This is a genomic window from Anabaena sp. AL93 (assembly GCF_001672085.1).
GTDB lineage: Bacteria > Cyanobacteriota > Cyanobacteriia > Cyanobacteriales > Nostocaceae > Dolichospermum > Dolichospermum heterosporum.
This window is the reverse complement of record NZ_LJOU01000127.1, coordinates 1-13,221: the sequence shown is the minus strand read 5'-3', so window position 1 is coordinate 13,221 and position 13,221 is coordinate 1. Positions and strand designations below refer to the sequence as shown.

The 13,221-nt window shown below is 40.0% G+C and carries 16 protein-coding genes; 8 read left to right on the top strand and 8 right to left on the bottom strand.

The window, feature by feature from the left end:
- Positions 1–616: 616 nt before the first annotated feature.
- Complete coding sequence (locus tag AN486_RS24045) at positions 617–790, bottom strand: hypothetical protein (protein WP_290602810.1); 174 nt, start codon at positions 788–790, stop codon at positions 617–619.
- Positions 791–939: 149 nt separating this feature from the next.
- Complete coding sequence (locus tag AN486_RS24040; RefSeq protein WP_290602809.1) at positions 940–1,314, bottom strand: helix-turn-helix transcriptional regulator; 375 nt, start codon at positions 1,312–1,314, stop codon at positions 940–942.
- 217 nt (positions 1,315–1,531) lie between these two features.
- Here AN486_RS24040 and AN486_RS24035 point away from each other — a divergent pair, with 217 nt between their 5' ends.
- The 4 genes from AN486_RS24035 to AN486_RS26760 all read left to right on the top strand — a co-directional run bounded on the left by AN486_RS24035 (position 1,532) and on the right by AN486_RS26760 (position 5,681).
- Positions 1,532–2,158 carry a hypothetical protein gene (locus tag AN486_RS24035; protein WP_290602808.1) on the top strand — a complete coding sequence of 209 codons (627 nt, stop codon included), beginning with the start codon at positions 1,532–1,534 and terminating at the stop codon, positions 2,156–2,158.
- Between the two features lie 2 nt (positions 2,159–2,160).
- Complete coding sequence (locus tag AN486_RS24030) at positions 2,161–2,991, top strand: hypothetical protein (protein ID WP_290602806.1); 831 nt, start codon at positions 2,161–2,163, stop codon at positions 2,989–2,991.
- A gap of 697 nt (positions 2,992–3,688) precedes the next feature.
- Positions 3,689–4,540 (top strand): DNA cytosine methyltransferase, encoded by an 852-nt coding sequence (locus AN486_RS26765; protein ID WP_367142462.1) that lies wholly within the window; start codon positions 3,689–3,691, stop codon positions 4,538–4,540.
- Positions 4,470–5,681 (top strand): ASCH domain-containing protein, encoded by a 1,212-nt coding sequence (locus AN486_RS26760; RefSeq protein ID WP_367142461.1) that lies wholly within the window; start codon positions 4,470–4,472, stop codon positions 5,679–5,681. The genes AN486_RS26765 and AN486_RS26760 overlap by 71 nt, the downstream gene beginning before the upstream one ends.
- Positions 5,682–5,691: 10 nt before the next feature.
- Here the strand turns inward: AN486_RS26760 and AN486_RS24020 are convergent, their stop codons facing one another.
- The gene (locus tag AN486_RS24020) at positions 5,692–5,850 is read right to left on the bottom strand and encodes a hypothetical protein (protein ID WP_290602804.1); all 159 of its coding nucleotides are present in this window, start codon (positions 5,848–5,850) and stop codon (positions 5,692–5,694) included.
- Between the two features lie 149 nt (positions 5,851–5,999).
- On the opposite strand from AN486_RS24020, the gene parA reads away from it, so the two are divergent.
- Together parA and AN486_RS24010 are read left to right on the top strand one after the other, a co-directional pair.
- Positions 6,000–6,638: a ParA family partition ATPase gene (gene parA, locus AN486_RS24015; RefSeq protein WP_290602803.1), complete on the top strand. Its 639-nt coding sequence runs from the start codon at positions 6,000–6,002 to the stop codon at positions 6,636–6,638.
- Complete coding sequence (locus AN486_RS24010) at positions 6,628–6,852, top strand: hypothetical protein (RefSeq protein ID WP_290602802.1); 225 nt, start codon at positions 6,628–6,630, stop codon at positions 6,850–6,852. Before parA ends, AN486_RS24010 begins: the two co-directional genes overlap by 11 nt.
- 481 nt (positions 6,853–7,333) lie before the next feature.
- Here the strand turns inward: AN486_RS24010 and AN486_RS24005 are convergent, their stop codons facing one another.
- Together AN486_RS24005 and AN486_RS24000 are read right to left on the bottom strand one after the other, a co-directional pair.
- Positions 7,334–7,735, bottom strand: a complete 402-nt coding sequence (locus tag AN486_RS24005; RefSeq protein ID WP_290602801.1) for a thiol-disulfide oxidoreductase DCC family protein — start codon at positions 7,733–7,735, stop codon at positions 7,334–7,336.
- 99 nt (positions 7,736–7,834) lie between these two features.
- The gene (locus tag AN486_RS24000) at positions 7,835–8,476 is read right to left on the bottom strand and encodes a KilA-N domain-containing protein (protein ID WP_290602800.1); all 642 of its coding nucleotides are present in this window, start codon (positions 8,474–8,476) and stop codon (positions 7,835–7,837) included.
- A gap of 12 nt (positions 8,477–8,488) precedes the next feature.
- Between AN486_RS24000 and AN486_RS23995 the strand changes: the two genes are divergently transcribed.
- Positions 8,489–8,647 carry a hypothetical protein gene (locus AN486_RS23995; protein WP_290602799.1) on the top strand — a complete coding sequence of 53 codons (159 nt, stop codon included), beginning with the start codon at positions 8,489–8,491 and terminating at the stop codon, positions 8,645–8,647.
- 49 nt (positions 8,648–8,696) lie between these two features.
- Positions 8,697–8,954, top strand: a complete 258-nt coding sequence (locus AN486_RS23990) for a hypothetical protein (RefSeq protein WP_290602798.1) — start codon at positions 8,697–8,699, stop codon at positions 8,952–8,954.
- Between the two features lie 296 nt (positions 8,955–9,250).
- On the opposite strand, the gene AN486_RS23985 is transcribed toward AN486_RS23990, so the two are convergent.
- The 3 genes from AN486_RS23985 to cutA form a co-directional block, all read right to left on the bottom strand.
- A complete protein-coding gene (locus tag AN486_RS23985; RefSeq protein WP_290602797.1) occupies positions 9,251–11,416 on the bottom strand; it encodes a multicopper oxidase family protein in 2,166 nt (721 codons plus the stop codon).
- A gap of 693 nt (positions 11,417–12,109) precedes the next feature.
- Positions 12,110–12,370 (bottom strand): hypothetical protein, encoded by a 261-nt coding sequence (locus tag AN486_RS23980; RefSeq protein ID WP_290602796.1) that lies wholly within the window; start codon positions 12,368–12,370, stop codon positions 12,110–12,112.
- Positions 12,371–12,518: 148 nt separating this feature from the next.
- On the bottom strand, positions 12,519–12,860 hold the full coding sequence (gene cutA / locus AN486_RS23975; protein ID WP_290602795.1) for a divalent-cation tolerance protein CutA: 342 nt from the start codon (positions 12,858–12,860) through the stop codon (positions 12,519–12,521).
- Positions 12,861–13,221 lie beyond the last annotated feature (361 nt).

Genomic DNA, 13,221 nt, shown 5'->3' with positions numbered 1-13,221 from the left:
AGCGGGAAGGTCATTTAGTTACCCGTGATGATGTCGCTGTTTTAAGTCCATACATGACTAGTCATATTAAGCGATTCGGCGATTATTTGATTGACTTGAATGCAATACCACAGTCATTAGATGAGATTAGTAATTTTAACTTGATTTAACTGAGTTCTATTTATTTCCACCAGAAAAGATATAGTTACCAGCTTCAACGATAAAATCCCGAAACTATATCTTAAGTCCAACTACAAAGCAAGTATATTTACAAATCTTTGCATCGTGTCCCATTTTGCGCGTATCCCGGCTAGACCCCACCTTGATGCACCGGGCATGGGCGATAGTGGCTTTGGTAGCAAAATAGGAGAACGGCTACTACTCGATGAGGATGATTTAATTGCTGATGAAATTAACGACCTGCCCTCAGAGATGACCGACTAACACAGCTTCTAGCTAAACACAATTTCCTTGCATCAATCTCTCAAAAGAAATTCCTGGTTTTTGTCGGTATACGTTAAGGGCAGGTGGGCTGGTTATTTGTTAGAAATTATTTGTAAAAAAAAGATTAATCAGCGATAGCGAAGCGTGACCTAGGAATCGCATATATCCCTTGAGAAAAGCGATCGCCATCGAATCAACCATTGATTTCTTTAAACCTATAAGCGATCGCTTCTAATAATTTAGCTAATTGAATTTTATCCATTTGAGAGATTTTGTCTAAAACCTCTGGACAATTATCAATATTTATTAATTGATATTTGTTTTGGCTCTGGCTTATGAATTGTATCTGTGGTTGATGATGCAACATGATTACCCTTCAATTATACTGAGTTAAACTGTTGTTACCAAAAATTGCAAGTTCATAAATCAGTCTAAATCAAAAATATTTGCCAAAAAATCTAACTTCAGATAGATAAATACATAAATTAGTGAACTAATTACAACGATAATTAATCATCAAGAAACCTCAGCATACTCATTACTACTAATACTAGGTTTAGAGTCTTTAGTCCATTTGCGCCCAATTGCTAATAAAACCGCTTCTATCTCTTCTGGATTAGCGTTTTCTATCATGTCTATTAACTGCTCTTTTTTGTCAGTGTGTGCGATCGGTTGATTAGCAAGCAATGAGCAAAAGTATCTTTTACTGCCAGGACTTAAATGATCCATATTTTCAAGCAGTGATTCAAAAGTTTCTTGGCTAACCCACGATCTACCGCGTCTAAACTCTGTTACTTGCTGTGCCGATATACCACAAAGTTCAGCTAATTCTTTAGCTTTAATACCATACTCACTCATGGCAGTTACAAATGATTCATTGATTCTCGGCATTGATAAACCTCTATAGCTATCAGTTTTACTATTGTAAGAGATAATTTTATTTTTCCCTCAATAATATTGCTATTACTGTATTTTACAGTATACTATAAATGGTAGTTGAATTTATTTAATTTGTCTACCAATTCACCATGAAAGATCAAACCCTTGCAACTAGACACTACAAGGGCTGAAAAATCTTTCTTTCATGAATACCAATTCTTTTAATAGTATGACACAAAACCAGGGATTAAGTCTACTCCTCCAGAATTATTTAATGGGGGAATTAGAGGGGAAATTTTACCCACTTACTCCAAAGCTAGGGGAAAAATTGCGTAATTCAAAGCTAACAGCCGCAGAATGGAGACTATGGAGCTATTTAGTAGAAATAGACTCATGGGGAGATAAGTATCAAGATTTACTGAGTACACTGGAAATTATGCAAAAGGTAGATATAAAAAAATCTACTTTCTCCGCAGCGATAGCGAAGCGCTGCTGCAAGCAGTTCGCTAAGTTAGACAAAGCTGGATTATTACCTGATTGGTTTGAAGTAGAAACTTATGAAAATCCAGAATACCAAGTAGTTAAGCGGCTTCAAACTGAATTAGGTGGTCAAATCGAAGTTGTTACAGCCGTTGGCAGAATTGACCTTTTAACTGAAACAGAAATCATTGAAGTTAAACAAGTTTCTGATTGGAAAGCCGCATTAGGGCAAATTCTTACATATTCAGGATTTTTCCCAGAACACACTAAACGGATTCACCTTTTTGGTGAATGTACACCTGAGAAAAAACTGGTTATTTACTCAACGCTTCTGAGTTTTGATGTTATTGCAACTTTTGAAGAGGTAGAGGGTTAGTTATGCCACGTCAGACAAAGTTGTCATTAGTACCTGATGCTTCTATGTCTGGTGTGGAGCTTTCGGGCTTCTATCAGACACCTAACCACATGGCCGTAAAAGCCATTCAAGCCAAGTTAACCAGTGCTGATTGGTGCGTTTGGAGTTACTTGCAAATGATTGACCCATTTGGCGATCGCTTTGTAGATATTCCCAATCCACAGCAAATAGCGGAAATTGTGGGACTTAGTGAAAAATCCGTAAAACGGTCAATCCACAAGCTAGAAGAACTTGGTTTTTATGATACTCAGATAATTGCTATGAAGGGTAAAAACCTTGCGGGGAAGGCAGTTAGAGCCGACAAGAAACCGGACAAAGTTGTCCCAGAAAAGACAAAGTTGTCTAAACCTGGACAAAGTTGTCCAGAAAAAGACAAAGTTGTCCCAAAAAAGACAAAGTTGTCCAGAAAAAGACAAAGTTGTCCAAATGAAAGCTCAGAACCCTTACCAGACAAGCCTTCTGAAGTCCCTCATACTATTCATATTTCTTCAGACTTAAAAGACACTACAGAAGAGGCGAATTGTTGTGTTTTAGAGAAGTTTGAAGATCGATTAAAGATTTACGGGATACACCTCTACATTTTTGATGAAAAATCAGAAATCAAGAATTTAGCAGGATTTGGAATAGCACCAAATCCCAAAGTTTCAGAAATCCGCAAAATTATTCAAGGAATGCCAGCAGAAAGAGCAGAAAGAGCGATCGCGGCATTCTTGGCATGGCTACCCAATGCGAAAAATGTCCGTTGTAAATATGCGGCTTTTGCGAGTTCACTTCGTGAAAATTGGCAGACTTGAATGAAATTTTGAGTCCTACTGTTGCTGTGAAAACCCTAATAAGTGCTTGTTGTGGGGATGTTAGCAAGCACCTAACAAGGCTCAAAGCAGTTCTGATAGCTGATTACAGATTGAGCCAAACAGAAAACCCATAACTTTACCTGTTCAAGATAATTGCATTTTTGGAAGTTCAAAAACTATAGGTAGTCATCATGGCTAAAAAACATAGTCAAGCAACTGCAACCCAAGAACCCGCTTTGTTTTCAACTGAATTGTATTCTAGTGGCACGGGTGATATAGAACGCCAATCTCAAGATCCTTATTGGGATCAAATAATTCTCGATTCAGGAATTATTCAAACTGAATTAAGTGGACAAACTACCCTATTTTACGACCCCACCACAGAACCACCAACACCAGAAGAATTTAACTCTGTAGAGGCATATAACGCCGCTTATGATTCATTGTGTGTTAATCATCCTGAATTGGTAAATCATGGCTTTAAAACGGATTTTGAAGAGGATAGAGGCTTTAAAATAGACGATATCTACAATTGTTTGGGACAACGCATATTTTCTCAGAAAGAAAACCGTAAAGGAGCGATCGCTAAAGTAGGTAAATCAGGGTTTGTGATTGATTGGGATGGATGGGTAACTATCCCATATTCGTTTACGCAGATTGAAGAATTGCAACTATCAAAAATAGAGGAGTTGGATTCATGCTTACAATGCTCGACACCTACGCCGGTACAGGAGCAGCTACCCTTGCAGGTGACAAACTCGGCATTAGAACCACCCAATTTGTTGAACTTGACAACGCCGCCCAACAAGTTCTTAAGTACCGATTCCCAAACATCCCCATTCACGACGACATCAGAACCTATCAAGGGCAATTCAAACGGCATAACATCCACTGGGTATCATTCCCTTGTACCGGAACAAGTAACGCCGGAAAGCGTACAGGGCTTGACCATCCAGAGTCTAGAATGTGGTTCTATTCCTTGCGAGCGATCGCCATTGAACAGCCTGAATTTGTTGTTATTGAACAACCCAGAGGAATTATTAACAACGGACTTAGAGCAGTTCTTGGAGGACTCAGAATGGTTGAGTACAGTTGGGAAGATCCAGAAATCATTTCAGCAGCGGAACTCGGCGCACCCCACCAACGAGAACGAGTTTTCATTATTGCCTACACCAACGACGTATCCCAAAGGCTCAACGGGGTGCAGACCGGCTGGCACGAACAGATTAGAACAGAAGTTGCGGCCATTCATTCACAAGGGGGACAAACTACATCCATCGGTGGCAGGGTGGATGATGGGATTCCCGATTGGTTGGGTGGAGTACCCATTAGCGGACACTGGCGAGATACTATCAGTGCAACTCCCGCTTATCCCGCTACAGGACACCATATCAAAAACAGACGGCACTGCGTTGACCTCTACGGACGAGCAGTTACACCTCAACAAGCAGCGATCGCTCTCAAAAGAGTCTGTTACCTTGCCAAACTCGCAGGAGTTGGAAACAGCGACAAACCTCGACAACCAAACCCCGACAATCACCAAAATTAAGGCAATTACTCTACATCAACCTTGGGCTTCTTTGATAGGTAAGTATAAACATTATGAAACCAGGGGTAAAGCTACTAATTATCGGGGGAAAATAGCTATTCATGCAGCTATTAGGCAAGAAACAACGGATTATCAAGTCAATGAATTAGCTGATTTATTAGTAGGGGAAGAAATACCTTTTGGATCTGTGATTGCGATCGCTCAACTTACCGACTGTATCAAAATGACTGAAGAGTTTATCAGTCAACAGTCAGAGACAGAGTTAAGGTGTGGACTGTGGGAAGTTGGTCGCTATGCCTGGAAATTGGAAAATGTAGAAATACTTGATGAACCAATCCCAGCGCGAGGTATGCCCGGATCTACTGAGAAATTCTTAGAGGATAAGTCAACTACTGAGAAATTCTTAGAGGATAAGTCAACTACTGAGAAATTCTTAGAGGAAAACTCAACTACTGAGAAATTCTTAGAGGAAACCTTAACTACTGAGAAATTCTTAGAGGATAAGTCAACTACTGAGAAATTCTTAGAGGATAAGTCAACTACTGAGAAATTCTTAGAGGAAACCTTAACTACTGAGAAATTCTTAGAGGATAAGTCAACTACTGAGAAATTCTTAGAGGAAACCTTAACTACTGAGAAATTCTTAGAGGATAAGTCAACTACTGAGAAATTCTTAGAGGATAAGTCAACTACTGAGAAATTCTTAGAGGATAAGTCAACTACTGAGAAATTCTTAGAGGATAAGTCAACTACTGAGAAATTCTTAGAGGAAACCTTAACTACTGAGAAATTCTTAGAGGATAAGTCAACTACTGAGAAATTCTTAGAGGAAAACTCAACTACTGAGAAATGCCATGCTTGCGGGTGTTTATATCAATATATAGAGAACAAGAAACTCAAAAATGGGTCAATAGTTAGTTATCCCCGTGTTGATGGTGAAAGAAATAAACACAATTATGGACATTGGCGATGGGGATATTCATGGGAGGAGAAGATTAATGGAAAGTGGAGAAACCGTTCTGTGGGAGTCTCCAACAAGATAGTTCATGCTGTGGAGAACATGATCAACAACGGGAATACTGTACAAAATATCAGGGAGTTTATAGCACTCAGTAAAAATAAGGAGAAATCTAAGAAATAATAATTTTCCTCTAAGAATTTCGGGGGTGATGCTTAGGGTAGAGCGATCGCTTCGCTATACAGACATCCCCAAACTTTTCCTCTAGGAATTTCGGGGGTGATGTTTGGGGTAAAGAAAGCGATCGCATAGCACTTTGTAGCGATCGCAAAACGTGACCTAGCGATCGCAAAGGTTACTCAAATATGTTTAGAATAAACTCTGGGATAATCTGAGTGTTTACTCAAATGAAGTTTTACTCAAATATGTTTAGAATAAACTCTGGGATAATCTGAGTGTTTACTCAAATGAAGTTTTACTCAACAATACTGGAGTCCTGATATGCCAATAGTTATCGCCATTCTCAATCAAAAGGGCGGTTCCGGGAAAACAACTATAGCTACTAATCTAGCTCATGCACTGCAACGGGACGGGAAGAAAGTTTTACTGGTAGATTCAGATCCTCAAGGTAGCACTAGAGACTGGAATGAAGCTAATGAGGGTAATATCATTCCGGTGGTGGGACTTGATAGGGAAACATTAGCTAAGGATTTACAGGCAATTTCTCAGAGTTATGATTTGATTGTCATTGATGGTGCGCCACAAATCGCTAAACTCAGTGCTGCTGCTGTAAAGGCGGCAGACCTAGTGATTATTCCCGTACAACCCAGTCCCTATGATATTTGGGCTTGTGCTGACTTAGTTGATATCATCGCTGCCCGTCATGAAGTGACGGACGGTAAGCCGAAAGCTGTGTTTGCTATCAGTCGTGCTATTAAAAACACGAAATTGAGTACAGAAATTAGTAGTGCTTTAGCTGAATACAATTTGCCTATACTCAAAGCAGGGACTAGCCAACGGGTAGCTTATCCGACTACGGCAGCGGAGGGGTTAACTGTATTTAATGACTCCAGTAGTGATGCGGCTAAGGAAATTGAGGCGATGAAACAGGAAGTGCTGGAGGTGATTTATGGTGCTTAAAGCGAAGAAAACACGCAGAGAACATGAGTTAAAAAGTTTAGCACTGGAGGAGGCGAGTAAGGAGGAAACTAGCCGGCTAAATGCGGAAATTCCTGTGAGTTTGCATCATAAAATTAAGATTCGGGCGGTGGAGGAAGGCAAGGGTAGCAGTATTACAAGTATTGTTATTAAAGCTTTAGAGGCTTATCTTGATACTCCGGTTGCCAAGGAATGAGTAAAACTTCATTTACTCATTTACTCATTTACTCATTTACTTATTTATAGGGTTTTTTGTATAAACCCTCGAAAAGGGGGATTAAGGATTTTCTTCCCATACCTGCATAAACTGAGTCTAAGAATCAGCAGCTTTAGCTACTTGATCAGCATCTTCTCGCTTGTTGTGGAAGGATTTTATCTTACAATCTAAACATAAAAGAGGAAATGATATTATTCAATAATCCCCTATTCAGGAACTAAATGGATAAAGTAACTACGGATCACTTCGCTATACGGACATCCCCAAACTTTTCCTCTAAGAATTTTGGGGTGGTGTTTAGGGTGAACAGGAGTGGGGGAGGTAGAGGAAGTGGGGGAGGTGGAGCGATAGCGAAGCGCTCCGTAGGAATCGCATAGCACCTTGGGGTAGATATAGCGAAGCACTTTGTAGCGATCGCAAAGCGCTCCGCAGGAATATATAGCAGTATGAAATAAATGGGTTAATTGTTTTTACAACTACCATCAACACAATAAACAGATTCATAAGTATCACGTTTTCCAAATAGGGTATAACGATGATCACGGATTTGTTCATAAAATTTATCGCCTAACCATTTCATGCCAGGTAAACCCCGATAAATATCAACAAAGCCTGTTGTAGGTAACAACCGTCCAATTTCTTCAATGGCATCGCTACCCTGCCAACGTTGTGAAAGTTGTTCAGCATTGATTAAAATCATGCCCTGCTCACAATCTTGGGGCGTAATCCCCCATCCTGATAATGTTTCTTTATCTTGCATGGGAACATAATTAAACAGTTTTCCTTGATCTAAACTTTCTAATATACGTACTCCATTCACACAGAGGTTACACTGTCCATCATAAATTACGTAGTATTTCATCTGTAAGAATTTGTTGAATTGTTAATATAAGTAAACTATAACCTTTTCCTCTAAGAATTTTGGGGTGAGGGCAGTTACGAGAACTGCCCCCATACTCAACTAACTATCAAGTCTGCGAACATCCCAAGGTAAAGAGCGTCTACCCTGTTTGAGGATTGATTGATAACCTTCTGGCGATAACCAAGAACCATCTTCTAACTGAACATAATCTGGTGGCACTTCTTCCGGTGGTGTAAATGCTGGCAGGGTCCAAGAACGTTTGGGTTTGACACCGGGGACTAATTGAAGTTGTTCTTGAATCTCACTGAGTTGTTGGGTGATGGGAGTTAGGGATTTTTCAATAGCGGTGATAATCATGGCATTCAGAGATTCATACTCTGGGGATTGACCAGACGTAAGCCATTGATCAACCCATTCTTCCACCAAATACCCAAACTCATCACTTAACCAAATACCAAACCTAACAGCTAGCTTGGGGTGTATCCAAGTGCCACCACCTGTTTCTGGAGAACCCTGAAATACTTGATATAACTCAATTACGGGAATATCCGTCTTTGAACTAAGATGTTTTAAACTCTCCTGAGTCCGTTTATTTGACAGCCATTCACTAACATCACGACGTTTGCCACTTGCTAATTTATAAGCACTAGTCAATGCAGTAGCGTTAATATATCCATCTAATTTCCGTTGCTCTACTACGGATTTATTAATGTTGTGTGTGATTACAGTGAGTTTGTTCATGATATTATTGTCTTGATAAATGGTTTAGGCGATTCCAGGGCGATCGCTTCGCTATCGCTCTCCCGCCAAGAAGTTGCGATTCCAGGGCGATCGCTTCGCTATCGCCTTTTTCATAACTATTATAATTATTTTTATGTGTTTTGTACAGACAAAAAACTAATTATCATGTAATATAAGAAATAGCTGCTGCATTTTGCTTTAATAAGTGCGTAGCGTAAATATGACAATAGCTACTGTGGGAAGACCAAGAAGAAACCGACCAACTGACCGTGTTAACTACAAACTTGATAAGGACATCAGGGGTATTTTGTCACGGATAGCCGACCGTCAAGGTAGAACCGAGGGCGCACAGGTAGAGCAAATGATTTTGTTTTATGAAGCCTGTCAGCGTCTTAATCATGAAGGTGAATCCATCTCACTGGATGCAATAAACGCCAAAATTAACCAGATATGGGATGAATTAATAAGTAATGAGTAAATTTTATTTCTATCTCTGAGATTATACTGTATTTGATTTTTCCTCTAAGAATTGTACACAAGATATGTTGAAACTCCTCCACTCAATAAATCTTAGGGAATTTGGATAAAGAGCGAACTGCTTACAGCAATTAGCGATCCAATACTGTTCGGTTAAGGAAACGTAGGTTGGGTTGAACCATAGTAAAACTAAAACTCAACAAATGCTTATAAATGTTGGGTTGACGCAAGGAAACCCAACCTACGTAATTTTCTTGTTTGAGCTTAACCGGCAAGTATTGACTGTGAAACGCCTATTTAACTGTGACTGGCAGTTTTTACGCCCACAGCTTTTGGGATAACAATACTGACGTTCTGCATCATACCTTGGTCTTCATGGTCAAGAATATGGCAGTGCAATACAAAGTCGCCGATATAACGTTCGTAACGGGTGCGTATAAATATCTTGTAGGGTAACTCTGTTTTCACACCATTAACATCCTCAGTAACAGTTTTGACCCAGATAGTGTCTTTCCATACACCTTTCAGTCCTCGATATTCTGGATCAATCGCTCCACTGAAATCATCTTTCACATCGGGTCTACTAACATCCTTACCATTTGGATCAAGGATTTTGACGATCTGGAAAGGATTCACATGGATGTGGAACGGATGTCCGGCGACTTTCGACTGCAAAGTCCATTCCTCTACTTTGCCTAGCGTCAGTGTCCGATCAACACGCTTATGATCGTAAACCTTATAATCGTCAGGTTTTGATGTCTCGACCGTTTTATTGCTGACTTGAAAGTTGGGAAAATCAATAGAAAAAGCCAATTCCTGATAGCCATTGACCTCGCTGTCTTTAACATCAGGATGAGGCGTAAAGGCTGTAAGTTTCAGCCCGTTTTCCAGGTCGTTTTTAATCTGTACCTTCATCGAAGGAATGGAGAGATCATAAGTAGCATCAAAGAGTTTGTCAACAGCAGCAACAAGTCTCTTTGTCAGATAACTGTGAATGTCATACTCTTCCTTATCTTCAATGTAAGGCACTGGTATTTCTGGTATTCCATTAACATTAACGAAACCCAACAGTTGGCTTTTCTCTTCCTCTCGGGTGACACTTTCTGACGCTGGGGCTAGTGCATCAACCACACAGTAACTACCTGCTTCGGGAAAAACCACCAGCGCATCGTTGCGGTAGCCAGGCTGCAAGGTAGTTAATGTGGTTTCCCATGCTGCTGATCTGGTCAGTCCGTCGTCGGCGATGATGTGGTAAGGGAGGGTTTTATTCGTACTCGGACAATACTCCTTTTTATAACCGTCAATTCCGCCAGTTTTCAGATACGTGGCGAGATCAGGTGCGCCATCTGCCAACTTGCGAAACTCTAGGTTGATGGTGTTGCGTACACCCCCATGAATCATCCGCCATCGCTCGATTTTACCGGACTCGGCTGTGAAGGTTGGCAGAACCTGCCCGTTGATGCTGGTGTAGCGTTTAGATGTAGTCCAGGAGCTAGGGCTAAATAATCCTTTGTAAGATTCGATTTCACCAGTCTCTGTGGGTTGACAATCCCACTTTACCTTGTTGTTCTCGTCCAGGCAGGCATATTGGATTTGCTGGAAAAGTAGGATTTGTTCTTTGATATCGGCTTTATTTAGCAAGATGTCAATGTCGCCGTTAGCATTTTTGCTAGGCAGGCGATCGCCGCGCACGATGAGAGCGCCGGACAGACCACTTGCTACTTGGAGTGCCGTTGAACCATGTAGATGGGGGTGATACCAAAATGTGCCAGCAGGATGGTCAGAGGGAATGTTGTATTCATATTGGAAGGTAACTGTAGGATCAATGACTGATAGCACATTGTCACTATTGCCGGTCGGACTGATCCATAAACCATGAGAATGCAAATTCGTGCGGTTGTGGTTGTTGCAATTAGGCTCATTCTCATTACCTGGCTGACGTAAGTCTTGGCAACGAGGACTAAAACTCTGCGGTAGTTCGTTTTTTAGGTTGATTTGCACAGTGTTGCCTGGTTTGACCTCGATGGTTGGTCCGACATAAGGTGTTTTCGTACTAGTACCAATGCCAACATAGCTACGCAAGTTTACTTGGTCATTTTTATTTGTTGTCGGATTGTAGATTTCGCCACTAGTATACTTAACGCTGAGATCGAACTCAACCGGGACATCCAGCTTTGTCTTAGGGTTAGCCAGACTTCTGGTAGTTGGGATGGTCTGCTTGGAAACGCTATTAGGTCCACTGTAGGGGGTAATTCCTAATTCATCTTGGTTAGCCAGACTTCTGGTAGTTGGGATGGTCTGCTTGTGGAGTTCCAACAGGGGAGGGTTTTCAAAGATGCGTTTGACTGGTGCTGCTTGTACAGGTTGCGCTGAGAATATCATCAATACCGATACAAAAGCCGTGAAAGCAACCATTTTCCAGGCTCTAATTAAGTCTGGATAATGACAGTTGTACTTAGACATTTTGAGAATTTCCTAATTTTGTATGGCTTTACTTTCAAGAAACAAGGGAGAATGAGATGGAATTATTGATGTTTCTTTCATAACTTGGCGGGTGATCGCTCTTTGACCGAAGAATGTCTTCCTATAGCCCTCTAAGCTCAGGTTATTTAACCACAAATGGTCTTTTTATTAACACCCGCTTTATTGCTTGATTTAGCAACTTATATACCACTTAAGATAATAATCATATTCAAGCGTAGTTGTAAATACTTCCCTATACCCCATCCATCTTGAAAACTTGAGTTTTCGCCATAGAAAAAACTATAGGTTTCAAGATGGATGGGGTATAAGTTGCTTTGGGGTAAAGACAAGATTCGCGCAAAATTTAGCACGACGTAAAGTTTTGTAACAAATTCAACGTTATCGCCTGTGTCTATATACTAAAAAAGCACACTGAGTAAGGCTTTCAGTCTTATAAAAGCTTCCCGCTTATTTATCCCATCTTGTAAAACATTGCCGAAAATGGAAGTTGAAGACTTTTATCAAGAAAGGACAAAACCCTTGTTATTCCGCTCAATTGCTCTCATAACATTGCCTAAAATGAGCCAAACTAGGCAATGTTTGAATGTTGGAAAGACATAAAATACATGACTACTTTACAAAACTTTACGTCGTGCTAAATTTTGCGGGTATCTTGTCTTTACCCCTATCTCTTCACAGATTATTTCTGATTCTGTCAGCGATCGCTTCCCATAAATCTGCAATTTCATCTTTACTGTTAAGATTGAATTGGTAAACTGTATTAGCATGAATCTGAGAATTTCTCATTGTGATGGTGAAACTATTATCATCTTTGATAGGTAATAATTTCTTAACTAAATTGGCTTTTTCATCTATGCTTAAATGTTCTATTGCACTTTCTAAAAATGCTAGTTTTTCTTCACCACTTAACTTGTCGTAATGATTTCTATCCATAACCCTGACCTAAATTATATTTGATGATTATAACATAATTGTAATAACTAGATATTCGGTATCGGTCATGTTGAGATGGCGAATCATGGTTTGCTAAAAATTTGGTAGATGTTGGTAGGATGATGCCTATGGTCAACGAAGCGATCGCTTATTTCCTCTCAATATTGATATCTGTAGTCTTGGTTTCTGCTATTAGCCAATTCAGATAATCCTCATTTCCTGCCTCAATTGGTAAAGCCACCACACAAGGTACTTGATAAGAGTGTACTGATTTTACTTTATCCGTTAATTCCGCAAATAAATCACAGCGCGATTTCATAATTAAAATAGCTTCTTTTTCTACTTGCAATTCACCTTGCCACCAATAAATACTGTCCATACCATCAATTATGTTAGCACAAGCAGCAAGACGGGCTTCTACTACGGCTCTACCTACATTAAGGGCTTCGGCACGGTCTTTACAAGTGACGTAAATAAAAATAAATTCCATGTTTTGACTGCTAATTATGTAAGTGGCATACCGATTTGACGCGCTTGAGATAGAGTCATAAGGGGGTCTAGCCGGGATACGCGCAAAATGGGACACGATGCAAAGATTTGTAAATATACTTGCTTTGTAGTTGGACTTAAGATATAGTTTCGGGATTTTATCGTTGAAGCTGGTAACTATATCTTTTCTGGTGGAAATAAATAGAACTCAGTTAAATCAAGTTAAAATTACTAATCTCATCTAATGACTGTGGTATTGCATTCAAGTCAATCAAATAATCGCCGAATCGCTTAATATGACTAGTCATGTATGGACTTAAAACAGCGACATCATCACGGGTAACTAAATGACCTTCCCGCTT

Coding starts and splice junctions, on each gene's coding strand:
- AN486_RS24045 (WP_290602810.1), bottom strand. CDS start 790: ATGTTGCATCATCAACCACAGATACAATTCATAAGCCAGAGCCAAAAC.
- AN486_RS24040 (WP_290602809.1), bottom strand. CDS start 1,314: ATGCCGAGAATCAATGAATCATTTGTAACTGCCATGAGTGAGTATGGT.
- AN486_RS24035 (WP_290602808.1), top strand. CDS start 1,532: ATGACACAAAACCAGGGATTAAGTCTACTCCTCCAGAATTATTTAATG.
- AN486_RS24030 (WP_290602806.1), top strand. CDS start 2,161: ATGCCACGTCAGACAAAGTTGTCATTAGTACCTGATGCTTCTATGTCT.
- AN486_RS26765 (WP_367142462.1), top strand. CDS start 3,689: ATGCTTACAATGCTCGACACCTACGCCGGTACAGGAGCAGCTACCCTT.
- parA (WP_290602803.1), top strand. CDS start 6,000: ATGCCAATAGTTATCGCCATTCTCAATCAAAAGGGCGGTTCCGGGAAA.
- AN486_RS24010 (WP_290602802.1), top strand. CDS start 6,628: ATGGTGCTTAAAGCGAAGAAAACACGCAGAGAACATGAGTTAAAAAGT.
- AN486_RS24005 (WP_290602801.1), bottom strand. CDS start 7,735: ATGAAATACTACGTAATTTATGATGGACAGTGTAACCTCTGTGTGAAT.
- AN486_RS24000 (WP_290602800.1), bottom strand. CDS start 8,476: ATGAACAAACTCACTGTAATCACACACAACATTAATAAATCCGTAGTA.
- AN486_RS23990 (WP_290602798.1), top strand. CDS start 8,697: ATGACAATAGCTACTGTGGGAAGACCAAGAAGAAACCGACCAACTGAC.
- AN486_RS23985 (WP_290602797.1), bottom strand. CDS start 11,416: ATGTCTAAGTACAACTGTCATTATCCAGACTTAATTAGAGCCTGGAAA.
- AN486_RS23980 (WP_290602796.1), bottom strand. CDS start 12,370: ATGGATAGAAATCATTACGACAAGTTAAGTGGTGAAGAAAAACTAGCA.
- cutA (WP_290602795.1), bottom strand. CDS start 12,860: ATGGAATTTATTTTTATTTACGTCACTTGTAAAGACCGTGCCGAAGCC.